This window comes from Pseudomonas sp. GW821-FHT10C09 (assembly GCF_059415465.1).
On record NZ_JBWKNG010000013.1, the window covers coordinates 80,343 to 104,057 of the forward strand.

At 61.1% G+C, this 23,715-nt stretch carries 20 protein-coding genes; 10 read left to right on the top strand and 10 right to left on the bottom strand.

Features of this window, described 5'->3' with window-relative positions; translation table 11 throughout:
• Positions 1–9: 9 nt before the first annotated feature.
• Positions 10–699: a DNA repair protein RecO gene (gene recO / locus AC07N8_RS15205; protein WP_493144416.1), complete on the top strand. Its 690-nt coding sequence runs from the start codon at positions 10–12 to the stop codon at positions 697–699.
• Between the two features lie 47 nt (positions 700–746).
• Positions 747–1,490: a pyridoxine 5'-phosphate synthase gene (pdxJ, locus tag AC07N8_RS15210; RefSeq protein WP_123433620.1), complete on the top strand. Its 744-nt coding sequence runs from the start codon at positions 747–749 to the stop codon at positions 1,488–1,490.
• 68 nt (positions 1,491–1,558) lie between these two features.
• On the opposite strand, the gene mltF is transcribed toward pdxJ, so the two are convergent.
• Entirely contained in the window at positions 1,559–3,019 is a 1,461-nt protein-coding gene (gene mltF, locus AC07N8_RS15215) for a membrane-bound lytic murein transglycosylase MltF (protein WP_483840375.1), read from the bottom strand.
• 273 nt (positions 3,020–3,292) lie between these two features.
• On the opposite strand from mltF, the gene purL reads away from it, so the two are divergent.
• From purL to AC07N8_RS15230, 3 genes are all read left to right on the top strand, one after another.
• Complete coding sequence (gene purL, locus AC07N8_RS15220) at positions 3,293–7,189, top strand: phosphoribosylformylglycinamidine synthase (protein WP_493144413.1); 3,897 nt, start codon at positions 3,293–3,295, stop codon at positions 7,187–7,189.
• 5 nt (positions 7,190–7,194) lie between these two features.
• Complete coding sequence (locus tag AC07N8_RS15225; protein WP_059181570.1) at positions 7,195–7,506, top strand: YqfO family protein; 312 nt, start codon at positions 7,195–7,197, stop codon at positions 7,504–7,506.
• Positions 7,507–8,219: 713 nt separating this feature from the next.
• Positions 8,220–8,672 carry a hypothetical protein gene (locus tag AC07N8_RS15230; protein WP_493144411.1) on the top strand — a complete coding sequence of 151 codons (453 nt, stop codon included), beginning with the start codon at positions 8,220–8,222 and terminating at the stop codon, positions 8,670–8,672.
• A gap of 154 nt (positions 8,673–8,826) precedes the next feature.
• On the opposite strand, the gene nagE is transcribed toward AC07N8_RS15230, so the two are convergent.
• From nagE to AC07N8_RS15265, 7 genes are all read right to left on the bottom strand, one after another.
• The gene (gene nagE, locus AC07N8_RS15235; protein WP_493144410.1) at positions 8,827–10,542 is read right to left on the bottom strand and encodes an N-acetylglucosamine-specific PTS transporter subunit IIBC; all 1,716 of its coding nucleotides are present in this window, start codon (positions 10,540–10,542) and stop codon (positions 8,827–8,829) included.
• A gap of 42 nt (positions 10,543–10,584) precedes the next feature.
• Positions 10,585–13,101, bottom strand: a complete 2,517-nt coding sequence (ptsP, locus tag AC07N8_RS15240) for a phosphoenolpyruvate--protein phosphotransferase (protein ID WP_493144408.1) — start codon at positions 13,099–13,101, stop codon at positions 10,585–10,587.
• Between the two features lie 45 nt (positions 13,102–13,146).
• Positions 13,147–14,169, bottom strand: coding sequence for an SIS domain-containing protein (locus AC07N8_RS15245; protein WP_483840380.1), 1,023 nt, complete (start codon positions 14,167–14,169; stop codon positions 13,147–13,149).
• Positions 14,150–15,256 carry an N-acetylglucosamine-6-phosphate deacetylase gene (gene nagA, locus AC07N8_RS15250; RefSeq protein WP_493144406.1) on the bottom strand — a complete coding sequence of 369 codons (1,107 nt, stop codon included), beginning with the start codon at positions 15,254–15,256 and terminating at the stop codon, positions 14,150–14,152. The genes AC07N8_RS15245 and nagA overlap by 20 nt, the downstream gene beginning before the upstream one ends.
• 17 nt (positions 15,257–15,273) lie before the next feature.
• Complete coding sequence (locus tag AC07N8_RS15255; protein ID WP_483840382.1) at positions 15,274–16,005, bottom strand: GntR family transcriptional regulator; 732 nt, start codon at positions 16,003–16,005, stop codon at positions 15,274–15,276.
• A 315-nt stretch (positions 16,006–16,320) separates the two neighbouring features.
• Positions 16,321–16,824: a L,D-transpeptidase family protein gene (locus AC07N8_RS15260; RefSeq protein WP_483840383.1), complete on the bottom strand. Its 504-nt coding sequence runs from the start codon at positions 16,822–16,824 to the stop codon at positions 16,321–16,323.
• A gap of 46 nt (positions 16,825–16,870) precedes the next feature.
• Positions 16,871–17,422, bottom strand: coding sequence for an NUDIX hydrolase (locus AC07N8_RS15265; RefSeq protein WP_483840384.1), 552 nt, complete (start codon positions 17,420–17,422; stop codon positions 16,871–16,873).
• A gap of 146 nt (positions 17,423–17,568) precedes the next feature.
• Here AC07N8_RS15265 and AC07N8_RS15270 point away from each other — a divergent pair, with 146 nt between their 5' ends.
• The 5 genes from AC07N8_RS15270 to purT all read left to right on the top strand — a co-directional run bounded on the left by AC07N8_RS15270 (position 17,569) and on the right by purT (position 20,885).
• Complete coding sequence (locus AC07N8_RS15270) at positions 17,569–18,168, top strand: CoA pyrophosphatase (protein WP_483840385.1); 600 nt, start codon at positions 17,569–17,571, stop codon at positions 18,166–18,168.
• A gap of 53 nt (positions 18,169–18,221) precedes the next feature.
• Entirely contained in the window at positions 18,222–18,746 is a 525-nt protein-coding gene (locus AC07N8_RS15275; protein WP_034154816.1) for a gamma carbonic anhydrase family protein, read from the top strand.
• Entirely contained in the window at positions 18,743–18,958 is a 216-nt protein-coding gene (locus AC07N8_RS15280) for a DUF1289 domain-containing protein (protein ID WP_483840386.1), read from the top strand. Before AC07N8_RS15275 ends, AC07N8_RS15280 begins: the two co-directional genes overlap by 4 nt.
• Before the next feature lie 178 nt (positions 18,959–19,136).
• Positions 19,137–19,604 carry a VUT family protein gene (locus AC07N8_RS15285; RefSeq protein WP_310263625.1) on the top strand — a complete coding sequence of 156 codons (468 nt, stop codon included), beginning with the start codon at positions 19,137–19,139 and terminating at the stop codon, positions 19,602–19,604.
• Between the two features lie 99 nt (positions 19,605–19,703).
• Complete coding sequence (gene purT / locus AC07N8_RS15290) at positions 19,704–20,885, top strand: formate-dependent phosphoribosylglycinamide formyltransferase (RefSeq protein ID WP_140666515.1); 1,182 nt, start codon at positions 19,704–19,706, stop codon at positions 20,883–20,885.
• Between the two features lie 87 nt (positions 20,886–20,972).
• Here purT and AC07N8_RS15295 read toward each other — a convergent pair whose 3' ends face one another.
• Positions 20,973–22,289 (bottom strand): MFS transporter, encoded by a 1,317-nt coding sequence (locus AC07N8_RS15295; protein ID WP_223512020.1) that lies wholly within the window; start codon positions 22,287–22,289, stop codon positions 20,973–20,975.
• A gap of 188 nt (positions 22,290–22,477) precedes the next feature.
• Positions 22,478–23,713 carry a transporter associated domain-containing protein gene (locus AC07N8_RS15300; protein WP_493144402.1) on the bottom strand — a complete coding sequence of 412 codons (1,236 nt, stop codon included), beginning with the start codon at positions 23,711–23,713 and terminating at the stop codon, positions 22,478–22,480.
• Positions 23,714–23,715: the final 2 nt, after the last annotated feature.

Genomic DNA, 23,715 nt, shown 5'->3' on the forward strand with positions numbered 1-23,715 from the left:
CTGACTTCCATGTCCCAAACCCCACCCAGCGGCCAACCCGCCTACGTCCTCCACTCCCGCGCCTACCGCGAAAACAGTGCGCTGGTGGATTTCCTCACGCCGCAAGGTCGGCTGCGGGCGGTGTTGCGCAGTGCGCGGGGCAAGGCGGGGACGTTGGCGCGGCCGTTCGTGCCGCTGGAAGTCGAGTTTCGCGGACGTGGCGAGCTGAAGAACGTCGGGCGCATGGAAAGTGCCGGCGTCTCCACCTGGCTCAGCGGTGAGGCGTTGTTCAGCGGCCTCTACCTCAATGAACTGTTGATCCGTCTATTGCCTTCCGAAGACCCTCATCCCGGGGTATTCGATCACTACGCTGCTACCCTGCTCGCGCTGGCCGAGGGTCGTCCGCTGGAGCCGTTGTTGCGCTCGTTCGAATGGCGCTTGCTCGACGACCTCGGCTACGGCTTTGCACTGACCACGGACATCCACGGCGAGCCCATCGCCCCGGACGGTCTCTACCGTTTGCAGGTGGATGCGGGGCTGGAGCAGGTCTATCTGCTGCAACCCGGTTTGTTCAATGGCACCGAACTGTTGGCCATGGCCGATGCCGACTGGACCGCGCCCGGTGCGCTGTCCGCCGCCAAGCGTCTGATGCGCCAGGCTTTGGCCGTGCATCTGGGCGGTCGTCCTTTAGTCAGCCGCGAGCTGTTTCGCAAGCCGTAGTCTCCCCGTATGCTGTGCGCCGAATCTTTAAATTCAGGAGCGCTTCCGTGACCACCAGCAATCGCATTCTTCTTGGCGTGAACATCGACCACGTTGCCACCCTGCGTCAGGCCCGGGGCACTCGCTATCCGGATCCGGTCAAGGCTGCACTGGACGCGGAAGAGGCGGGCGCTGACGGCATTACCGTGCATTTGCGCGAAGACCGCCGGCACATCCAGGAGCGCGACGTTCTTGTGCTCAAGGACGTGCTGCAGACCCGCATGAACTTCGAGATGGGCGTCACCGAAGAAATGATGCTGTTCGCCGAGCACATTCGCCCGGCGCACATTTGCCTGGTCCCGGAAACCCGCCAGGAACTGACCACTGAAGGTGGCCTGGACGTAGCGGGGCAGGAAGCACGGATCAAAGCCGCGGTGGATCGCTTATCGAAAATTGGCTGCGAAGTGTCGCTGTTCATCGACGCTGATGAGCGCCAGATTGAAGCCTCCCGTCGCGTTGGCGCGCCCGCGATTGAACTGCACACCGGGCGTTACGCCGATGCAGAAACACCGACTGACGTGGCTGAAGAACTCAAGCGCGTGGCTGATGGTGTAGCGTTTGGCCTGGCTCAGGGGTTGATCGTCAACGCCGGGCACGGTCTGCACTACCACAACGTAGAAGCCGTGGCGGCGATCAAAGGCATCAATGAGCTGAACATCGGTCACGCACTGGTGGCGCATGCGTTGTTTGTTGGCTTCAAGTCAGCGGTGTCGGAAATGAAAGCGCTGATCCTGGCCGCCGCAAAAGCCTAAAACCCATACGCAAAACAAAATGTGGGAGCGAGCAGGCCTACTCCCACATTTGATTTGTGTTGTCAGGGTTAGAGCGGCGCAGGCTCCTGGGCCGGCTTGGTCTTGTCGATCCCCGGCACATGCAGATTGCCTTCGGCGACCTGGTCACCTTCAAGCTGCGGCTGCGTGACCCACGTCAGGATGTCGTAGTAACGACGGATGTTCGCCACGAAGTGCACCGGCTCGCCGCCTCGGGCGTAGCCATAGCGCGTCTTGCTGTACCACTTTTTCTCGGACAGGCGCGGCAGGATTTTCTTCACGTCCAGCCACTTGTCCGGGTTCAGCCCTTCCTTCGCCGCCAGTTTGCGCGCGTCATCCAGGTGACCGCTGCCAACGTTGTAAGCCGCCAGGGCAAACCAGGTGCGGTCCGGCTCCTGGATCGACTCGTCCAGCTGATCCTTCATATAAGCCAGGTACTTGGCCCCGCCCATGATGCTCTGCTTGGGGTCGAGGCGGTTGGACACGCCCATGGCTTGCGCGGTGTTCTGGGTCAGCATCATCAGGCCGCGAACGCCGGTCTTGGACGTGACCGCCGGTTGCCACAACGACTCCTGATAACCGATTGCGGCCAGCAGGCGCCAGTCGACCTGTTCCTTCTTGGCATACGCCTTGAAGTGCTGTTCGTACTTGGGCAGACGCTGCTGCAAATGCTGGGCGAACGTGGTGGCGCCCATGTAGCCGAGGACGTCGACATGCCCGTAATAGCGATCCTTGAGGCGCTGCAGGGTGCCGTTTTTTTGCACCTTGTCGAGGTAGGCGTTGATTTCGTTGAGCAGGCTGTTGTCTTCGCCGGCGGCCACGGCCCAACTCTGGTTGCTGGCGTCGCCGAGGTCAAAGGCGACCCGGATGTTGGTGAAGTACACCTGGTTCATCGCGACTTCGTTGGAGTCGACCAGCGTCAGGTCGATCTGGCCTTCATCGACCATGCGCAGCAGGTCGACGACTTCAACCGCGTCGGATTCTTCGTATTCAATGCCGGGGTATTTCTTTTTCAGCTCTGCCAGCTGTTCGGCGTGGGTGCTGCCCTTGAGCACCATGATCTTCTTGCCGACCAGGTCGCCCGCGTCGGTCGGCCGTGACTGGCCGTTGCGGTAGATGATCTGTGGGGTGACTTCCAGGTAGGAATGGGAAAACCGCACCTGCTTTTTGCGTGCCTCGCTGCTGACCAGACCGGCAGCCGCCAGCACCGGGCCGTTAGGCTTGCCTACCTGATTGAACAGGTCGTCGAGGTTGTCGGCGGTCTCGATCTTGAGTTCCACCCCCAGATCGTCGGCGAAGCGCTTCACCAGCTCGTATTCGAAGCCGGTTTCACCGTTGCGATCCTGAAAGTAGGTGGCGGGGCTGTTTCGGGTAACCACCCGCAGCACGCCATCCTCCTTTACGCGCTCCAGCGTGTTGGGTTTATCAACACAGCCACTGAGCACCAGGAAGAGTCCGGTTGCGATCAGCCATTTGGCGTACCGCGGACGCAAAGCCGTTGGGGAAAACATCTGCGCAGTATACGCAAAGGACCACGACCGCCATATCTCGACAGAGAAGGGCTTGTCTGCTAGGCAATTGAAAACCGCTCCGGAGCCCGCAGGAATGGGCCCGAACAGGATTTTGTGACAGAAAAAATAACCCTTTTTGAGCGCCATTCTCAGGCCCGGATCCCCGGCCCGACACGCAGGTGTTGCCGCCTGTACCGTTTCGGGTGATGTCGCGGGCGGTTTAGGCTAGAATGCACGGCCTCAAAGCACACCCCTCCCGAGGCTGTCCCGAAGATGTTGATCCTGCGCGGCGCTCCTGCCCTTTCTGCCTTTCGCCACAGCAAACTTCTTGAGCAACTGAGCCAGAAGGTCCCGGCTGTCAGCGGCCTGTATGCTGAATTCGCTCACTTCGCCGAAGTTACCGGCGTCCTGACCGGCGACGAACAGCAGGTGCTCGCGCGCCTTCTGAAGTACGGCCCAAGTGTTCCGGTACAAGAGCCGACCGGTCGTCTGTTCCTGGTGTTGCCGCGTTTCGGCACCATCTCGCCGTGGTCCAGTAAAGCCAGCGACATCGCTCGCAACTGCGGCCTGAGCAAGATCCAGCGCCTGGAACGCGGCATCGCGTTCTATGTAGCCGGTCAGTTCAGCGATGCCGAAGCACAGCTGATCTGCGACACCTTGCACGACCGCATGACGCAAATCGTTCTGGCCAACCTCGAACAGGCCGCCGGCCTGTTCAGCCACGCCGAACCGAAGCCGCTGACCGCGATCGACGTGCTGGGTGGCGGCCGCGCCGCGCTGGAAAAAGCCAACACCGAGCTGGGCCTGGCCTTGGCCGAAGACGAAATCGACTACTTGGTCAACGCCTTCGTCGGCTTGAAGCGCAACCCGCACGACATCGAACTGATGATGTTCGCCCAGGCGAACTCCGAGCACTGCCGCCACAAGATCTTCAACGCCAGTTGGGATATCGACGGCCAGAGCCAGGAAAAAAGCCTGTTCGGCATGATCAAGAACACCTACGTGATGCACAGCGAAGGCGTTCTGTCGGCTTATAAGGACAACGCCTCGGTCATCGTCGGCAACGTCGCCGGCCGTTTCTTCCCGGACCCTGAAACCCGCCAGTACGGCGCGGTGCAGGAACCGGTGCATATCCTGATGAAAGTCGAAACCCACAACCACCCGACTGCGATTGCCCCGTTCCCGGGCGCATCCACCGGCAGTGGCGGTGAGATTCGTGACGAAGGCGCGACCGGCCGTGGCGCCAAGCCGAAGGCTGGCCTGACCGGTTTCACCGTGTCCAACCTGCAAATCCCGGGCTTCGAACAGCCGTGGGAAGTGCCGTACGGCAAGCCTGAGCGCATCGTCACCGCGCTGGACATCATGATCGAAGGCCCACTGGGTGGCGCCGCGTTCAACAACGAATTCGGTCGTCCGGCCCTGACCGGTTACTTCCGTACCTTCGAACAGTCGATCACCACCCCGCGTGGCGACGAAGTTCGTGGTTACCACAAGCCGATCATGCTGGCCGGCGGCATGGGTAACATCCGTGCCGAACACGTACAGAAAGGCGAGATCACCGTTGGCTCCAAGCTGATCGTGCTCGGCGGCCCGGCGATGTTGATCGGCCTGGGCGGCGGCGCGGCTTCCTCCATGGCCACCGGTACCAGCTCGGCTGACCTGGACTTCGCTTCCGTACAACGCGAAAACCCTGAGATGGAACGTCGCTGCCAGGAAGTCATCGACCGTTGCTGGCAGTTGGGTGACAAAAACCCGATCAGCTTCATCCACGACGTCGGCGCGGGCGGTCTGTCCAACGCCTTCCCGGAACTGGTCAACGACGGCAACCGCGGTGGCCGCTTCGAATTGCGCAACATTCCAAACGACGAGCCGGGCATGGCCCCGCACGAAATCTGGAGTAACGAATCCCAGGAACGCTACGTTCTGGCGGTCGGCCCGGCCGACTTCGAACGCTTCCAGGCGATCTGCGAGCGCGAGCGCTGCCCGTTCGCCGTCGTCGGCGAAGCCACTGCGGAGCCGCAACTGACCGTCACCGACAGTCACTTCGGCAACAGCCCGGTGGACATGCCACTCGAAGTGCTGCTGGGCAAAGCCCCGCGCATGCACCGTTCGGCCGTTCGTGAAAACGAACTGGGCGACGACTTCGATCCGTCGACGCTGGAGATTGCAGACTGCGTAGAGCGCGTCCTGCATCACCCGGCTGTTGCGAGCAAAAGCTTCCTGATCACCATCGGCGACCGTACCATCACCGGCCTCGTGGCCCGTGACCAAATGGTCGGCCCGTGGCAGGTTCCGGTGGCCGACGTTGCCGTCACCGCCACCAGTTTCGACGTCTACACCGGTGAAGCCATGGCCATGGGCGAGCGTACTCCGCTGGCACTGCTGGACGCTCCCGCGTCGGGCCGCATGGCCATCGGCGAAACCCTGACCAACATCGCCGCTTCGCGCATCAACAAGATCTCCGACATCAAGCTGTCGGCGAACTGGATGTCCGCTGCCGGTCACCCGGGTGAAGACGCGCGTCTGTACGACACCGTGAAAGCGGTCGGTATGGAACTGTGCCCTGAGCTGGGTATCACCATTCCGGTGGGCAAGGACTCCATGTCCATGGCCACGCGCTGGAGCGACGAAGGCGTCGACAAGACAGTCACTTCGCCGATGTCCCTGATCGTGACCGGTTTCGCGCCAGTGGCTGACATCCGTCAGACCCTGACCCCGGAACTGCGCATGAACAAGGGCACCACCGACCTGATCCTGATCGATCTGGGCCGTGGCCAGAACCGCATGGGCGCCTCGATCCTGGCCCAGGTGCACGGCAAGCTCGGCTCGCAAGCGCCGGACGTTGACGATTCCGAAGACCTCAAGGCCTTCTTCGCGGTGATCCAGGGCCTGAATGCCGACGGTCACTTGCTGGCGTACCACGACCGTTCCGACGGTGGTCTGCTGACCAGCGTGGTGGAAATGGCCTTCGCCGGTCACTGCGGTCTGAGCCTGAACCTCGACGGCCTGGCGGAAACCTCCGCTGACATCGCCGCGATCCTGTTCAACGAAGAACTGGGTGCGGTGATCCAGGTTCGTCAGGACGCCACCCCGGACATCCTCGCGCAGTTCAGCGCAGCCGGTCTGGGTGACTGCGTGTCGGTGATCGGTCAGCCGATGAACAACGGCCAGATCAACATCACCTTCAACGGCGAAACCGTGTTCGAAGGTCAGCGTCGTCTGCTGCAGCGTCAGTGGGCTGAAACCAGCTACCAGATCCAGCGTCTGCGTGACAACGCCGACTGCGCCGAGCAAGAGTTCGACGTGCTGCTGGAAGAAGACAACCCGGGCCTGAGCGTCAAGCTGAGCTACGACGTCAACCAGGACGTCGCCGCGCCTTACATCAAGAAAGGCATTCGCCCACAGGTTGCCGTACTGCGTGAGCAGGGCGTCAACGGTCAGGTGGAAATGGCGGCCGCGTTCGACCGCGCCGGTTTCAACGCGATCGACGTGCACATGAGCGACATTCTGGCCGGCCGTGTCGACCTGAACGACTTCAAGGGCATGGTCGCTTGCGGCGGTTTCTCCTACGGCGACGTGCTCGGTGCCGGCGAAGGCTGGGCCAAGTCCGCGCTGTTCAACAGCCGCGCTCGCGATGCGTTCCAGGGCTTCTTCGAACGTAACGACAGCTTCACCCTCGGCGTGTGCAACGGTTGCCAGATGATGTCCAACCTGCACGAGCTGATCCCGGGCAGCGAGTTCTGGCCGCACTTCGTACGCAACCGCTCCGAGCAGTTCGAAGCGCGCGTGGCGATGGTTCAGGTCCAGGAGTCGAACTCGATCTTCCTGCAGGGCATGGCCGGTTCGCGCATGCCAATCGCCATCGCTCACGGTGAAGGTCATGCCGAGTTCGCCAGCGAAGAAGCGTTGCTGGAAGCCGATCTGTCGGGTTGCGTGGCGATGCGTTTCGTCGACAACCATGGCAAGGTCACCGAAAAATACCCGGCCAACCCGAACGGCTCGCCACGCGGGATCACCGGTTTGACCAGCCGCGACGGTCGCGTAACGATCATGATGCCGCACCCGGAGCGCGTGTTCCGCGCCGTGCAGAACTCGTGGCGTTCGGAAGACTGGAACGAAGACGCACCTTGGATGCGTATGTTCCGTAACGCTCGCGTGTGGGTGAACTAAGCGTCGTGTACAAGCTGAGTTTTTTTGTTCCGGCCAGTCATGTGGAACAGGTCAAGAGTGCCGTTTTTGCCGCCGGTGGCGGACGGATCGGCGCTTACGACCATTGCGCGTGGCAAGTGCTCGGCCTCGGCCAGTTTCGCCCTTTGGACGGCAGCCAGCCGTTCATTGGTGAAGCGGGGCAGGTCGAGCAGGTTGAGGAATGGAAGGTTGAGCTGGTGGTCAGCGATGAGTTGATTCGCGCGGTGGTGGTGGCTTTGAAAGAGAGCCATCCCTACGAGACGCCGGCTTATGAAGTGTGGCGGTTGGAAGACTTCTGATCTTCCTGACTGCTGAAATGAGAAACCCGCTGAATTTGCGTTCAGCGGGTTTTTTGTTGCCTGCGATGACGGCCTTCGGGCCGACCATGCTGTTGTTGACTGAGTACATATCCATTTCTGCGGTAACGGCCACTTAGGGTTTCGCCCTTACGGCGACTCACTTTTTTTCAAACGCCAAAAAAAAGTAAGCAAAAAAAGGCTCGCCCCGAGCGTCCGGCCCCTCGCTCAGGCTCGGCGTTCCTTCGCTCCGGTATCCATCCGGGGACACTGCCCTCCGGTCGGCTTCGCTTCGACCTACATGCAGCGTGTTCGACTGCGTCGAACGGCGCTGCGCGCCACTCCCCGGATGAACACCTCCACTCAGCCTCCCGAGGGGGCGGGTGAATCAAGATCAAGAGCTGCCGGCGAGCTAACGCTCGGCCTGTTGAGTGGTGAAAAGCAAGGGCTGTACGGCGATCTACTGTAGGAGCTGGCTTGCCAGCGAAGGCGGCCTGAAAGCCGACCAATCTCTTGCAGGTGTAAAAATTCCCTGTGGGAGCTGCGGTGCGGCGCTGTAACGGCTACATCGCTCGAGGAAATATCCGACAATTTTTTCAGGTTGTCCGTCGGAAGTGCCACGTCCAACCTTTGTCCATCACAAACACTTCAATCCACTTGAGGTTCAAAGATGGAATCGCCGGACGCAATTACTCAAGATTACCTGGAGACTACAGATGGCGACGCCCCATAGCGGCCACGTCCTCTCATCCGCCTTGGACACCTTGGTCAAAAAACCTTTGAATCAAGCAGATGACGCTGCGCTGGTCAGCGCTGCCAAAGCTGTTTGGTACTCCAATTTGAATCTTGAGAGTGAAGTAACTGCTTTTCTGAACTGCCACACTGATGAGGTAGAAGTTCGGCGTGCAGGCTATTTACTCGAACGGTTTACTCGTTTTTCGTGCGTGTCCGATAGCCGCGTGTCCGAAACCCTCAATGCTCTTGAGCTTTTTGCGTACTCGACTGCCAGGCAAGGGGACGCGCCCTATGCAGTCGTACCCCTTCGTAGGCGCCGTGATGTACTTGCCGTTTCCTGGGGGCTGAATGAAGGCCTCGGCCTGAAGGCTCAAGCTCTTATGCCATTCCAGACTCGGCATTACGAGGCGGAGCAGCGCGCAACATCTGCTTGAGCTTAAGTGGGTCGCATCCCGATCCGCTGGGGTAGTTGAAATGAAAAAGCCCGCAGGACCGGTCATGACCTGCGGGCGTTGAGTCCAAGGTGTTATTTAGTGCCTCATCGCGAACAAGCTCGCTCGCGATGACGGACTGACAGGCGCCAGAGATTCAGACCTTGGCACTCACCTCACTTCGATTCACCAACACCTCCAGCGCATCACTCAAGCTCGATGCCTTGTCACCAATCAGCAGGTGCCAAACGCCACCTTCCAGCTGACTGACACCCTGACACCCCAGCACCTTCAAATCACACTCCGACAGCGATTTGCCATCCGCCAGTTGCAGCCGAATCCGTGTCATGGCGATGCAGTCCATCTGCAGCACATTCTCGCCGCCCCCCAACGCATCCAGCCATTGCTGCGCTTCCGGAGCGGCCACCGCCGCAGGTGCCGGCGCATCGATAACAGCAGGAGGAGAGGACACAATCGCACGCCCCAACGCCGGCATCGCCAAGCGAATTTCATCAGCAATGCTGTCCGCCATCGGCCCAACCACCACCTGCAAACTCCCGCCTTTACCTGGACGCACTACCGCCATCGCCCCCAGCGCTTTCAACTCGGCATCGTTGGCTTTGTTGCGATCCACCATGTCCAACCGCAACCGCGTGGTGCAGGCCCCGACGGTGATCAAGTTGTGCGCACCGCCCAAGGCCTTGATATATGCCCCGGCCCGTTCGTTTTCAGCGACCACGACTTTCTCGCCGGCAGGCATCTCTTCGCGTCCTGGCGTCTTGAGGTTGAAACGGCGGATACAGAAATCAAACACCACGTAGTAGATCACCGCATACGCCAGCCCCACCGGAATCACCAACCAGCCATTGGTGGATCGGCCCCAGCCGAGAATCATGTCGATGAAACCACCGGAGAAGGTGAACCCAAGGTGAATGTTCAGCGCATTGGTGATTGCCATCGACAACCCCGTCAACAGCGCATGCAGCAAATACAGAAACGGCGCGAGGAACATAAAGGCGAATTCGATCGGCTCGGTCACGCCAGTCAAAAACGACGTCAGGGCCATCGACAGGAAAATCCCGCCCATGACCTTGCGGCGCTCCGGCAGGGCGTTGCGGTACATCGCCAGGCAGGCGGCGGGCAGGCCGAAGATCATCATCGGGAACATGCCGGTCATGAACTGGCCGCCCTTCGGGTCGCCGGCGAAGTAGCGTGACAGGTCGCCGGTGACCATGGCGCCCGTGGTCGGGTCGGTGAAGTTGCCGAAGACGAACCACGCCATGTTATTGAGGATGTGATGCAGGCCGGTGACGATCAGCAAACGGTTGAACACGCCGAAGACGAAAGCGCCGAAGCTGCCGCTTTCCATCATCAAGGCGCCGAAACTGTTAATGCCTTGCTGGATCGGTGGCCAGATCAACCCGAAGATCACGCCCAGGCCGACGGCGGCAAACCCGGTGACGATGGGCACAAAGCGCCGGCCACCGAAGAACGCCAGGTACTCCGGCAACTTGATGTCCTTGAAGCGGTTGTACAGCGCGCCGGCCATCAAGCCGCTGACGATCCCGGCGAGCATGCCCATGTTGATGCTCGCATCCAGCACCTTGAGGGTGGAGATCATCACCAGGTAACCAATCACCCCGGCCAGGCCTGCGGTGCCGTTGTTGTCCTTGGCGAAACCGACCGCGATGCCGATGGCGAAGATCATTGCCAGGTTGGCGAAGATCACTTGGCCGGCGTCGTGAATGATCGCGATGTTCAGCAGGTCAGTGTCGCCGAGGCGCAGCAGCAATCCGGCAATCGGCAGGATTGCGATCGGCAGCATCAATGCGCGCCCGAGGCGCTGCAGGCCTTCGATGAAGTGTTGGTACATGGCGAATCTCCCTGTGCTCTTATTGTTTGAGAGTTGTTGTTTTCAGCTCAGAGGCCATTGCTGGTGACAGGCGTGACGCACGGCCGCAGCGCTGCTCAGTTTGAGCAGGTCGTGGCTGATGCGTCGGCATTCGGCGGCGTCGAGGTGGCGCACGCGGTCTTTGATTTCGCCGATTTGCACCGGGCTCACCGACAATTCGCTGACCCCCAGGCCGATCAACACCGGCGTCGCCAGCGGGTCGGAGGCGAGCGCGCCGCAGACGCCAACCCAACGGTTATGCACCGCCGCACCCGCGCAGGTCTGTGCGATCAAGCGCAGCAGCGCCGGGTGCAGGGCGTCGACGCGTGAAGCGAGGCCCGCGTGGTCGCGGTCCATGGCCAAGGTGTATTGCGACAAGTCGTTAGTGCCGATGGACAGGAAATCCGCATGTTCGGCCAAGTGCTCGGCCATTAATGCTGCGGCCGGGACTTCGATCATCACCCCAAGCTCCGGGCGTTCACTCACGCCGAGTTCACAACACAACGCCTCAAGGCGCTTGCGAATGTGCAGCAGCTCGTCGACCTCGGTGACCATTGGCAACAGAATTCGGCAGCGCGATATCGGGTGAACATGCAGCAGTGCGCGCAGTTGCTGATCGAGCAATTCCGGGCGCACTTGAGCCAGACGAATGCCGCGCAAGCCAAGCACCGGATTGGCCTCGACCGGCAGGGGCAAGTAGTCGAGTTGCTTGTCGCCGCCGACGTCGATGGTGCGGATGATCACCGATTTGTCGCCCATCGCATCGAGCACGGCTTGATAGGCGAGGCGCTGTTCCTGTTCATCCGGCGCGGTATTGCGATCCACGAACAGAAACTCGGTACGCAGCAGGCCGACACCGTCGGCGCCATTGGCCAGCGCATCGGCCGCTTCGGCGCTGGACGCGACATTGGCTGCCACCTCGATATGCACACCGTCGAGCGTCAGTGCGCGGGTGTGCGCTTGAGACTGTTGAAGCGCGCGGCGCTGCTGATGATCGAGTTGCGCCTGATGCACATCGGCCAAGCGTTCAGTGGTCGGTGCCAGTTCGAGACGACCCCCGTCAGCGTCCAGCACCACCGATTGGCCTTGCTCCAGATTCAGCAGCGCCGAGCCCAGTGCAACCATGCAAGGCAAGCCTTTGCCGCGCGCAAGAATCGCCACGTGGGAGGTCGCGCCACCCTCGGCCATGCACAACCCGGCGACGCCTTGCTGGCTGAGTTGCAACAGGTCTGACGGGGTCAGTTCGTGCGCCGCGACAATGGCGCCCGCCGGCACGTCGTAATGCCAGGCCTCACCGAGCAAGGCGCGCAACACGCGCTGTTTGAGGTCGCGCAGATCATTGGCGCGCTCGGCCAGCAACGGGCTGCCGAGTTGCTGCAGAACTTCGCACTGGGCGTCGATTGACTGGCTCCAGGCGTGGGTCGCGGCGATGCCTTGGTCGATGGAGGTATTCGCCGCGTCCAGCAGTGCCGGATCTTCAAGCAGCGCGAGGTGCGCTGCAAAAATCGCTTCTTCGTCGGTGTGCTTGTGCTTTTTGGCCTGGGCCAGGGTGTGCTCGATTTCGCTACGCACGAGGGTCAGCGCGGTATCGAGCGCATGCCGTTGTTGCTCGGGATCATGATTACCTGCATCAACCGGCAGGCTGATGACGCTCAATCGAAACAGTGGCCCACCGACCAGACCGGGCGCGGCGCAAACACCGTGTAGCACACCGGCTTCGGCGGGACGATTGCGTTGGGCGATCGGCGTTGGCGCGGCGGCGTGGTTGTCTTCGGCCAGGGCGGTGGCCAGCGCGGTCAACAAGGCTTGCAACGCCGCTTCGGCATCTGCGCCCTGGCAACTGACTTGCACTTCATCCTGCTCGCCGATCGCCAGGCCCATCAGCCCGATCAAGCTGTCACAGGTCGCCGATTTACCGCCGAAATGCAGCTGCGATTTACTCTTGAAACCTTGCGCGGTCTGACGAATAAGCGCCGCAGGACGCGCATGTAAACCGCCGCGAAAGGCGACGTGGACATGCCCGTTCACTTCGATGCCCGAGGCGTCGGTCTCGACCATCGCACCGCAGGACTGCCGGCGAATAATGTGCAACAACGGCTCGCCGACCTTTACCGATTTGAGGGTGATTGGCCGTGCCTGAAATTCCTCGCTGTTGGTCAGGATCATCAGGCTGACCAGGCTTTTGCACTGCTGCGCAACCTTGTCCAGGTCATAGCGCAACAGCGGCTGGCCATTGCTGACCCGCGCGCCTTCCTTGACCAGCATCGAGAAGCCTTCGCCCTGCAACTCGACCGTGTCGAGGCCCAGGTGCAGCAACAGTTCAGCGCCGTTATCGGCACGCAAGGTAATCGCATGCCCGGTTCGGGCGACGTGCACGACGACGCCTGCGCAAGGGGCATGAAGGGTGTCGTTCAGGGGATCGATGGCGATCCCGTCGCCCATTGCGCCGCTGGCGAACACCGGGTCCGGGACCTTGGCGAGCGTGAGCACCGGGCCGCTGAGCGGGGCGCTGAGGGTCAGCTCTTTATTGTTGTTATGCATGGCTCGGTCTCATGAATAAAAAACGACGGTTCGGATCAACTCGACTTAATGGGTGCGCGTGACTTTGCTCAAATGACGCGGCTGGTCCGGGTCCATGCCGCGGGCAACCGCCAAACCGGCGGCCATGACGTAGAAACTCTGGATCGCCAGGATCGGATCAAGGGCCGGGTGTTCGGCGCGGGTCAGGGTGAGGTCGCGTTCGGCGATGTCATCGGGCGCGGCCAGCAATACGCGGGCGCCACGTTGGCGCATGTCGGCGGCGAGGCTCAACAAACCGGCCTGTTCGGCACCGCGTGGGGCGAAGATCAGCAGCGGATAGTGTTCGTCGATCAAGGCCATCGGGCCGTGGCGGACTTCGGCGCTGCTGAACGCTTCCGCCTGAATCGCCGAGGTCTCCTTGAATTTCAGCGCCGCTTCCTGGGCGATGGCGAACCCGGCGCCGCGACCGATCACCATCAGGCGTTGGCAATCGCGCAGGGCGTCGATGGCCACGCTCCAATCCTGCTGCGCGGCGTCACGCAGACCGTCCGGCAGGGCGTTGCCGGCTTCGAGCATTTCTACATCGTCTTTCCAGTGCGCGATCAGACGAGCGCTGGCGCTGAGCGTGGCGATAAAACTCTTGGTCGCGGCGACGCTGCTTTCGGTGCCGGCCAACAAGGGCAGGCTGAATTCACACGCTGCCTCCAGTGGCGAGCCTTCGGCATTGACCATGGAAATGCTCAGGGCACCACGCTTGCGCAACAGGCGCAGGCTGTTCACCAGATCAGGACTTTGCCCGGACTGCGAGAAGGCAAACGCCACCTGACCGCTGACTTTTAACGGCGCTTGCTGCATGGTCACCACCGACATCGGCAACGACGCCACCGGAATGCCCAGCAGTTGCATGGTCAGGTAGGCGAAGTAACTGGCGGCGTGGTCGGAGCTGCCACGGGCGACGGTCATCGCCACTTGCGGTGGTTGACGACGCAGGCGTCCGGCAATCTCGAGCATCTGCGGGTCGAGCTGTTGCAATTGGGCCTGCACGGCCTCGAACGAGGACAGCGCCTCTTCAAGCATTTTTGAAGTCAATGTCTTCTCCTTCGACCATGACGGCGGTCAGTGTGAGTGAGCGATCCAGCCGCACGCAGTCGGCCCAGCTGCCCGGTGTGAGGCGGCCGCGTTCTTCAAGGCCGAGGTAATCGGCGGGGAATAGCGAAAGACGTTGCGAGGCCTCGGCAATCGGCAAACCGATCTTCACCAGATTGCGCAATGCCTGATCCATGGTCAGGGTGCTGCCGGCGAGGGTGCCGTCGGGCAGGCGCACGCCGCCCAGGCATTTGGTCACGGTGTGGCTGCCGAGCTTGTATTCACCGTCGGGCATGCCGGCGGCGGCGGTGGAGTCGGTCACGCAATACAGGCACGGAATCGAGCGCAGGGCCACGCGGATGGCGCCGGGGTGTACGTGCAACAGGTCCGGAATCAGCTCGGCATATTTGGCGTGGGCCAGCGCTGCGCCGACGATGCCCGGCTCGCGATGATGCAGCGGGCTCATGGCGTTGTAGAGGTGAGTGAAACTGCTCGCACCCGCCGCCAGCGCTGCGACGCCTTCCTCGTAGCTGCCGAGCGTATGGCCGATCTGCATGCGTACGCCGCGAGCGCTGAGGGCGCGGATCAAAGCGTCATGGCCGGCGATTTCCGGGGCGATGGTGATCACGCGGATCGGCGCCAGCGTCAGATACTCTTCGACTTCGGCCATCAACGCGGTGTGGGCGAAGTTCGGTTGTGCGCCGAGTTTGCCAGGGTTGATGTACGGGCCTTCTAGGTGCACGCCGAGTACCCGGGCGCTGCCTTTCGGGCGCGTCTCGCAGAACTCGCCGAGCGCTTTGAGTACGCTGGAAATCTCTTCGCTCGGCGCGGTCATGGTGGTCGCCAGCAGCGACGTGGTGCCGAAGCGCACGTGGGTTCGGGTGATGGTCTCGAAGGCTGTTGCGCCTTCCATGATGTCTTTGCCGCCGCCGCCGTGGACGTGCAGGTCGATGAAACCCGGCAGCAGATAAGGCAAGTCGTTGTCCGCCGGATCGCAGGGCACGCCTTCGATCGACACGACTTTGCCGTGTTCGTGAATCAGCCGGCCGCGAATCCAGCCGTGGGCGGTGAGGATGTTGTCTTCGGTCATGATCGTTTTCCTGGCGCTTAGCGGCGAAGCTCTGCAACAAAGTCGTAGTAGTCGTTGCGGCAATAGGTGTCGGTGACTTCGATGGGCGTGTTGTCTTCCAGATAACCGACCCGGGTCATCAGCAACATGGCGGTGCCGGGGGCGATGCCGACCAGGGCGGCAAATTCATCCGAGGCGTTGATCGCCTGGATGTGTTGCAGCGCGCGCACGACCGGTTTGCCGATACCGTCGAGGAATTCGTAGAGGGAGTCGCCCACGGCTTGCGGCTTTGGAATGATCGAGGCGGGCAGGGTGCTCATCTCGATCGCCATCACGGTGTCGTCGGCTTTACGCAGGCGTTTGAGCCGCGCGACCTTGTCGTTGGGCGAGAGGCTCAGGCGAATCAGTTCTTCGTGGGTCGGCGGGGTGATTTCCCGTTCCAGCCATTGCGAACCGGGAACGAAGCCCTTGAGCCGGAGCATTTCGCTGAAACCCGAGAGCCGCGACAGCGGTTGTTCCAGGCGTGGGGTAATGAAGGTGCCGGAACCTTGATTGCGGCGGATCAGACCTTGCTCGAACAGCACTTCCAGCGCCTTGCGTGCGGTGACGCGGGAAATGCCGAGCATTTCGCTGAGGCTGCGTTCCGACGGCATGGCCTGTTCGGCTTTCCACTGGCCGGCATGGATGGCCGCTTCCAGATTGCGCGCCAGTTGCAGGTACAACGGCGTGGGTTGGGTGTCGTCGGGGCGTAAGGCCCGGAGGTCATTCATGTAGGTTTGGTCCGATGCGGATGTAGGATTGTTGTCGCCCGGTTGTGCGATGAAAACTAATACCACTTAAATACCATGTCAATGCCAGTGCTTTGTTGTAGGCGTACGAAAGCCTGTCCTGCTTGACGGACTTATAGGCGGGTGGGTTGAAGTGGTATTAACGATGGCGGTTTTGAACGCAAAGATCGCAGTCTGTGGTGACGCTTGCGCGGGGAATTGGTATCACCCCGGCAGGCGTTGTCTCAGGCTGCGATCTTTTGAAATTATTTTTTTGCTGGCGACCGAAGGTCGCCGTTTGTGGCGAGGGGGTGGACGTTACGGGCGGATTTCGATCATCGTGCCGTCCGGCACCAGGTTCCAGACTTCGCGCATGTCCATGTTGCGCATGGCGATGCAGCCGTCGGTCCAGTCCAGGGTGTGGAACAGGTCTTCAGGGGTGTCTTCCGTGTCCGGAGTGCCGTGGATCATGATCATGCCACCGGGATCGACACCTTCACGCCGCGAACGGGCGGAGTCGCTGATGTTCGGGTAGGAGATGTGCATGGCCAGGTTGAAGCGATCGCTGACCTTGCGCCAGTCCACCCAATAGAAACCTTCAGGCGTGCGTTTATCGCCCTCCATCAGCTTCGGCCCCTTGGGGTGTTTGCCCAGGGAAATGCGATAAGTCTTGAGCGGCTTGCCGTCATTGATCAATTGCAATTGATGGGCGGACTTGAGAATCAGGACTTTTTCGATGGCTTTGCCGTTCACGGTTTCCACGACGGAAGCCTGCGACATTGCGACGAACGACAAGCAGAACACGGCAAGCAACCAGCGCATTGAAACGATATCCCTAGAGGTGTCGGCTATTTTAGTTATAGATGTTTTAAGTGATGGCAGGCTGAGCAAGCGGCGGGATCGACTCGGACCGCACAGGGTAATCCTCGGCCCGCCGGTCAGCGAAGAAGCATTCTAAGGTACGGCCCACGGTGCGGAAAGCCAGGTCGGACCAAGGGATGTCGGCTTCTTCGAAAAGCTGCACTTCCAGGCTCTCTGGGCCGGCTGAAAAGTCCAGGTCCGCAAGCTCCGCGCGAAAGAACACATGCACCTGACTGATGTGCGGTACGTCGATCAGCGTATAGATGCTCAGGTTGCGTACCCGGGCGCAGGCTTCTTCGGCAGTCTCGCGAATGGCCGCCTGCTCGATGGTTTCACCGTTTTCCATGAAACCGGCCGGCAAGGTCCAGTAACCGCGCCGTGGCTCGATGGCGCGTCGACACAGCAACACTTTCGAACCCCAGGTCGCGACACAGCCGGCGACGATATTGGGGTTCTGGTAATGAATCGTATCGCAGCTGTCACAGACAAACCGCAGGCGCGAATCGCCTTCGGGAATGCGCTGGATCACCGGGTTGCCGCACTGACTGCAAAATTTCATGCTTGGGTTCCTGAATGCTGCGCCTATCTTGGCGTGCGGCGGTGTCAGTCGGCAAGTTGTCGTTTAGCGACATGCCGTGTTTATGGGGTTGGGCGGTCCGTTCGATTGGTGCATGATGCAGGGTAAGGCACAGATCGAGAGCACTCATGCTGGACGAGCTACTTCATCGGGTAAGCAACCACACGCCGACAACGCTGGAAACCGATAAACGTTTCCCCGAAGCCGCGGTCCTGGTCCCCATCACTCGCAGCGATGAACCGGAACTGGTGCTGACCCTGCGCGCCAGCGGGCTCTCGACCCATGGCGGTGAAGTCGCCTTCCCCGGCGGTCGCCGAGACCCCGAAGACCCCGACCTGATTTTCACTGCGCTACGTGAAGCCGAAGAAGAAATCGGCCTGCCGCCGGGGCTGGTCGAAGTCATCGGCCCGCTCAGCCCGCTGATCTCCCTGCACGGCATCAAGGTCACGCCCTATGTCGGCGTGATCCCGGACTTCGTCGAGTACCGGGCCAACGATGCCGAGATCGCAGCGGTCTTCAGCGTGCCGCTCGAATTCTTCCGCAAAGACCCCCGCGAACACACCCATCGTATCGATTACCAGGGCCGTAGCTGGTACGTGCCGAGCTATCGTTATGGCGAATACAAGATCTGGGGCCTGACGGCGATTATGATCGTCGAGTTGATCAACCTGCTCTATGACGCCAAAATCAGCCTGCATCAACCGCCCAAGAGTTTTATCAACACCTGAAGCCATCGTTCGTATGGCGTGAACCGAGCCTGCCTGGCCTTGAGGACAACAAGATGAAATATCGCCTGGGCGACGCCCGCGTCGAAACCCATCCGCAGAGCTGGGTCGCACCCAATGCCGTGCTGGTGGGCAAGGTCAAACTGGAAGAGGGCGCCAACGTCTGGTTCAACGCCGTGCTGCGCGGCGACAACGAACTGATCCTGATCGGCAAGAACAGCAACGTTCAGGACGGCACGGTGATGCACACCGACATGGGCTTCCCGCTGACCATCGGCACCGGCGTGACCATCGGCCACAACGCCATGCTGCATGGCTGCACCGTGGGCGACTACAGCTTGATCGGTATTAATGCAGTGATTTTGAACGGCGCGAAGATCGGCAAGAACTGCATCATCGGCGCCAATTCGCTGATCGGCGAAGGCAAGGAAATTCCCGACGGTTCGCTGGTCATGGGTTCGCCGGGCAAAGTGGTGCGGGAATTGACCGAACCGCAAAAAAAGATGCTCGAAGCCAGCGCCGCTCACTATGTGCATAACTCGCAGCGCTACGCCCGCGATCTGGTCGAGCAGGAAGAATGAGCGCCACAGAACGGCCAGTGCTCTCGCCCTGCGTGAATATTTGCGCACTGGATGACGATGATATTTGCACCGGGTGTCAGCGCACGGTGGAAGAGATCACCCGCTGGAGCCGGATGACCAACGATGAGCGCCGCGCGGTGTTGGGGTTGTGTCATGAGCGGGCGAAATCCAGCGGGTTGCTCTGGATGATTGGAACAAAATCGGATAAATGAGGTGCGGCCTTCGCGAGCAGGCTCGCTCCCACATTGAGTCGCATTCTTTCTGTTAGAACGCGGTCCCCTGTGGGAGCGAGCCTGCTCGCGAAGAGGCCATCACTGCCACCTCCGCGCTTGGTCCATCCTGTCTCCTGAAGTAATCTGTGCGCCAAATTGACAGGTATCCCCACGCCCCATGCTCTTCCTGATCGCTTACATCAGCAGCGTCGTGCTGATCAACTACGCCTTTTCCACCGCCCCACACCTCGACATTATCTGGTCGGCCTGGGGTGGGCTGGTGTTCGTGCTCCGCGACATGGTGCAAACCCGCTTCGGCCACGGCGCCATCGCCGCGATGCTGGCCGCGCTGGTGCTGTCCTACGTCACTTCCGATCCGTCCATAGCGTTGGCCAGCGCCACAGCGTTCGCGGTGTCCGAATGCATCGACTGGCTGGTGTTCAGCATCACCAAGCGTCCGCTGCACGATCGCCTGTGGATAAGTTCGGCGCTGAGCATTCCCCTCGATACCTTCATCTTCTTCGGCATGATCGACGCCTTCACCCCAGGCGTGATCCTCACCGCCATGGGCTCGAAGTTCGCTGGCGTGACCGCCGTGTGGCTGATCATGGCCTGGCGCTTGCGCAAACAGGCCGTCGTCAGCTGAAGCCAAACCCTGCGGTTCATGTAAAATGCCGCGCTTTCTCCCCATGGGAAGCGCGCCAGGCGTTGCATCCCTCGATGATCCGCTTCTTGAGGACCTGAGATGACCCGTATCGGAACTCCATTGTCGCCAACCGCGACCCGCGTATTGCTGTGTGGCTGTGGTGAGTTGGGCAAGGAAGTGGTGATCGAGCTGCAACGCCTGGGCGTTGAAGTGATTGCCGTCGACCGTTACGCCAACGCGCCGGCCATGCAAGTTGCCCATCGCAGCCACGTGATCAACATGCTCGACGGCGCCGCCCTGCGTGCAGTGATCGAAGCCGAGAAGCCGCACTTCATCGTGCCGGAAATCGAAGCCATTGCCACCGCCACGCTGGTCGAACTGGAAGCCGAAGGCTTCACCGTGATCCCGACCGCACGTGCTGCACAGCTGACCATGAACCGCGAAGGCATCCGTCGCCTGGCCGCCGAAGAGCTGGACCTGCCGACGTCGCCGTACCACTTCGCCGATACCTTCGAGGACTACAGCAAAGCCGTTGAAGACCTCGGCTTCCCGTGCGTGGTCAAGCCCGTGATGAGTTCGTCGGGCAAGGGCCAGAGCCTGTTGCGCAGCGCCGATGACGTCAAGACCGCGTGGGACTACGCGCAAGAAGGCGGTCGCGCCGGCAAAGGTCGCGTGATCGTCGAAGGGTTCATCGACTTTGACTACGAAATCACCCTGCTGACCGTGCGTCACGTCGGTGGCACCACATTCTGCGCGCCGGTCGGTCACCGTCAGGAGAAGGGCGACTATCAGGAATCGTGGCAGCCGCAAGCCATGAGCCCGGTTGCCCTGGCTGAGTCCGAGCGCGTGGCCAAAGCCGTGACCGAAGCCTTGGGTGGTCGTGGTCTGTTTGGCGTCGAGTTGTTCATCAAAGGGGATCAGGTGTGGTTCAGCGAAGTTTCGCCGCGTCCGCATGACACCGGCCTGGTGACCCTGATTTCCCAGGACCTGTCGCAATTCGCGCTGCACGCGCGGGCGATTCTGGGCCTGCCGATCCCGTTGATCCGTCAGTTCGGGCCTTCGGCTTCGGCGGTGATTCTGGTGGAAGGGCAGTCGACCCAGACTGCTTTCGCTAACCTGGGTGCGGCGTTGAGCGAGCCGGACACGGCGTTGCGTCTGTTCGGCAAGCCTGAAGTGAATGGCCAGCGCCGGATGGGTGTGGCGTTGGCGCGGGATGAGTCGATTGAATTGGCTCGGGCTAAAGCGACCCGCGCTGCGCAGGCTGTTGTCGTCGAGCTGTAAACCGAGGCGCGGCATTCGCGAGCAGGCTCGCTCCCACAGGTTCGGTGTGATCCATGTGGGAGCGAGCCTGCTCGCGAAGCTTTTTCTTCAGGCGACTCGATTCAAATCGTTATGCCGTGTCTCCTTCAAGCACAGCACCGCAATCAAGCTCAGCACCGCCGCCGCCGACACATACCCCCCGACATAACTCAAACCACCCATCGCCACCAGTTTCTGCGCAAAGAACGGCGCCGCCGAGGCACCGACGATCCCACCCAGGTTGTAGGCCGCCGACGCACCGGTATAGCGAACGTGAGTCGGAAACAGCTCCGGCAGCAACGCGCCCATCGGCGCAAACGTCACGCCCATCAGAAACAGTTCGATGCACAGAAACAGCGCCACACCCCAAGTCGAGCCGTGAGTCAGCAGCGGTTCCATCAAGAATCCGGACAGAATCGCCAGCACGCCACCGATGATCAGCACCGGTTTGCGCCCGTAACGGTCGCTGGCCCATGCCGACAGCGGCGTTGCTGCGGCCATGAACAGCACGGCGAAGCACAGCAGGGCGAGGAAGGTTTCACGGGTATAGCCGAGGGTCGACACCCCATAACTCAGCGAAAACACCGTCGAGATGTAAAACAGCGCGTAGCACACCACCATCGACCCGGCGCCCAGCAGCATCGGTGCCCAGTATTGGCTGAACAGCTCGACCAGCGGGATTTTCACCCGTTCCTGACGGGCCATGGCATTGGCGAACACCGGGGTTTCGTGGAGCTTGAGGCGCACGTACAACCCGACCATCACCAGAACGGCGCTGAGCAGGAAGGGGATCCGCCAGCCCCACGAGCGGAATTGTTCGTCATTCAGGGTCATGGCCAGGGTCAGGAACAGTCCGTTTGCGGCCAGAAAACCAATCGAAGGGCCAAGCTGCGGGAACATGCCGAACCAGGCACGTTTGCCCTTGGGCGCATTCTCGGTCGCCAGCAACGCCGCACCGCCCCATTCACCGCCCAGTCCCAGGCCCTGGCCAAAGCGCAGCACACACAGCAGGATCGGCGCCCAGGCGCCAATGCTGTCGTAACCCGGCAACACGCCGATCAACGTGGTACAGACGCCCATCAGCAGCAGCGAGGCCACAAGGGTCGATTTGCGCCCGATACGGTCACCGAAATGGCCGAATAGCGCTGAACCCAGTGGTCGCGCAAGAAAGGCGATGCCGAAGGTGAGGAACGCCGACAGCATTTGCGCGGTGCCGGAGGTCTGCGGAAAGAACACCGGCCCGATCACCAGCGCAGCCGCAGTGGCATAGACGTAGAAGTCGTAAAACTCGATGGCGGTGCCGATGAAGCTCGCGGTGGCCACCCGGGTGGCAGAGTTCGTCGGTTGCGCAGGCGTGGTTTCGGTATAAGTCGTGCTGGTCGTCATGCGGTTATCCCTGACAGTCATGTGCCCCAGTGGAGCGAATTATTATGGTCGAACACCCAGGGATGTGGGTTTTTATGCGGCGTGCGGGTAGCACTGGGGTGGGGCGGGGCTTGGGTAAGCGCCCCGATTATAGGAAGGCGCCTAACGATTCAACAAGGGGCTTGGTGAGGGCATTGTGGCGAGGGGCTTTAGATGACGGCTGGCACCGAGCTGGTATGCCAGATCAGCACCCGCGTGACGCGGTTATCTTCGGTTTCCAGAATCTCCAGCCGGTAGCGACCGATCTTCAGGCATACCGCGCTGTCCGGAATGGTCTCCAGGGCCTCGGTCACCAACCCGTTAAGGGTTTTCGGACCGTCGCTAGGGAGATGCCAGCCCAGGCTCTTGTTCAGATCGCGAATCGACGCCGCACCATCGATCACCAGACGCCCGTCGGCCTGGGGATGGATGTGTGGGTTGTGCAGGTTGTGCTGGCTTTCGAACTCGCCGACGATTTCTTCCAGAATGTCTTCGAGGGTGACGATGCCAAGCACTTCGCCGTATTCGTCGACCACCATGCCCAAGCGCCGTTGCTGCTTGTGGAAATTCAGCAGCTGTAGCTGCAGCGGAGTGCTTTCCGGGACGAAATAAGGGTCGTGGCTGGCCGCCATCAGCGCTTCCATGGTCAGGCTGGCATCGGGCAGCAAATGACGGATGTGCCGGGTATTGAGCACCGCTTCGACCTGGTTGATGTCGCTGTGGAAGACCGGCAGGCGCGTGCGTTTGTTGTGGCGCAGTTGCTCGATGATTTCTTCAATTGGATCGTCGAGGTTGATGCCGTCGACGTCACTGCGCGGCACCAGAATGTCGTTAACCGTGATGTTGTCCAGCGCGTGGATGCCGGACAGAGGGTGCGGGCGGCAGACACTGTGGTCGTGATCGTCTTGGCGATCCCCTGGCATTTCGTCTTCGCTCTGCTGTACCACTTTGACTTTGCGGGCGAACGGTCGCATCAGTAACTGGCTGATGGCGTTGAGCAGCCAGGCGGCCGGGTAGATGATTTTCAGAGGAACACCGAGCAACGTGTTGCCCAGGTTCAGCACGGCGTCAGGGTAGCGAGTGGCGAAGGTGCGCGGCAGGTAGTCGGCGAATATCAGCAGTGCGGCGCCAGCGCCAATGCAGGCAGCCCACGGACCATTGGCCGACCAAGTGAAAATCGCCAGCAAGGTGCTGATCACCATGACCAGCGCGCGACACAGGGTATTGCAGAAGATCAGGCTGTTGAGCGGAAAGCTCAGCTTCGCCACCGGTTTGTCGCTCGAACGCGAGGCGGTGCGCTGGGCCAGCAAATGCTGTTGTGCCACTTCAATGGCGGTAAACAGCCCCGACCATAAAATCAGCAGGGCCAATACCGCGAGCATCGGCCCTATGGGCAAGTCGTCCATTA

Bases quoted from the DNA above. Each gene is read 5' to 3' on its own strand.
- AC07N8_RS15270 (WP_483840385.1), top strand. From the start codon at position 17,569: ATGCTGGACGAGCTACTTCATCGGGTAAGCAACCACACGCCGACAACG.
- nagE (WP_493144410.1), bottom strand. From the start codon at position 10,542: ATGTACCAACACTTCATCGAAGGCCTGCAGCGCCTCGGGCGCGCATTG.
- AC07N8_RS15260 (WP_483840383.1), bottom strand. From the start codon at position 16,824: ATGCGCTGGTTGCTTGCCGTGTTCTGCTTGTCGTTCGTCGCAATGTCG.
- purT (WP_140666515.1), top strand. From the start codon at position 19,704: ATGACCCGTATCGGAACTCCATTGTCGCCAACCGCGACCCGCGTATTG.
- AC07N8_RS15230 (WP_493144411.1), top strand. From the start codon at position 8,220: ATGGCGACGCCCCATAGCGGCCACGTCCTCTCATCCGCCTTGGACACC.
- AC07N8_RS15295 (WP_223512020.1), bottom strand. From the start codon at position 22,289: ATGACGACCAGCACGACTTATACCGAAACCACGCCTGCGCAACCGACG.
- AC07N8_RS15265 (WP_483840384.1), bottom strand. From the start codon at position 17,422: ATGAAATTTTGCAGTCAGTGCGGCAACCCGGTGATCCAGCGCATTCCC.
- AC07N8_RS15300 (WP_493144402.1), bottom strand. From the start codon at position 23,713: ATGGACGACTTGCCCATAGGGCCGATGCTCGCGGTATTGGCCCTGCTG.
- mltF (WP_483840375.1), bottom strand. From the start codon at position 3,019: ATGTTTTCCCCAACGGCTTTGCGTCCGCGGTACGCCAAATGGCTGATC.
- recO (WP_493144416.1), top strand. From the start codon at position 10: ATGTCCCAAACCCCACCCAGCGGCCAACCCGCCTACGTCCTCCACTCC.
- purL (WP_493144413.1), top strand. From the start codon at position 3,293: ATGTTGATCCTGCGCGGCGCTCCTGCCCTTTCTGCCTTTCGCCACAGC.
- AC07N8_RS15285 (WP_310263625.1), top strand. From the start codon at position 19,137: ATGCTCTTCCTGATCGCTTACATCAGCAGCGTCGTGCTGATCAACTAC.
- nagA (WP_493144406.1), bottom strand. From the start codon at position 15,256: ATGACCGAAGACAACATCCTCACCGCCCACGGCTGGATTCGCGGCCGG.
- AC07N8_RS15280 (WP_483840386.1), top strand. From the start codon at position 18,743: ATGAGCGCCACAGAACGGCCAGTGCTCTCGCCCTGCGTGAATATTTGC.
- ptsP (WP_493144408.1), bottom strand. From the start codon at position 13,101: ATGCATAACAACAATAAAGAGCTGACCCTCAGCGCCCCGCTCAGCGGC.
- AC07N8_RS15255 (WP_483840382.1), bottom strand. From the start codon at position 16,005: ATGAATGACCTCCGGGCCTTACGCCCCGACGACACCCAACCCACGCCG.
- AC07N8_RS15275 (WP_034154816.1), top strand. From the start codon at position 18,222: ATGAAATATCGCCTGGGCGACGCCCGCGTCGAAACCCATCCGCAGAGC.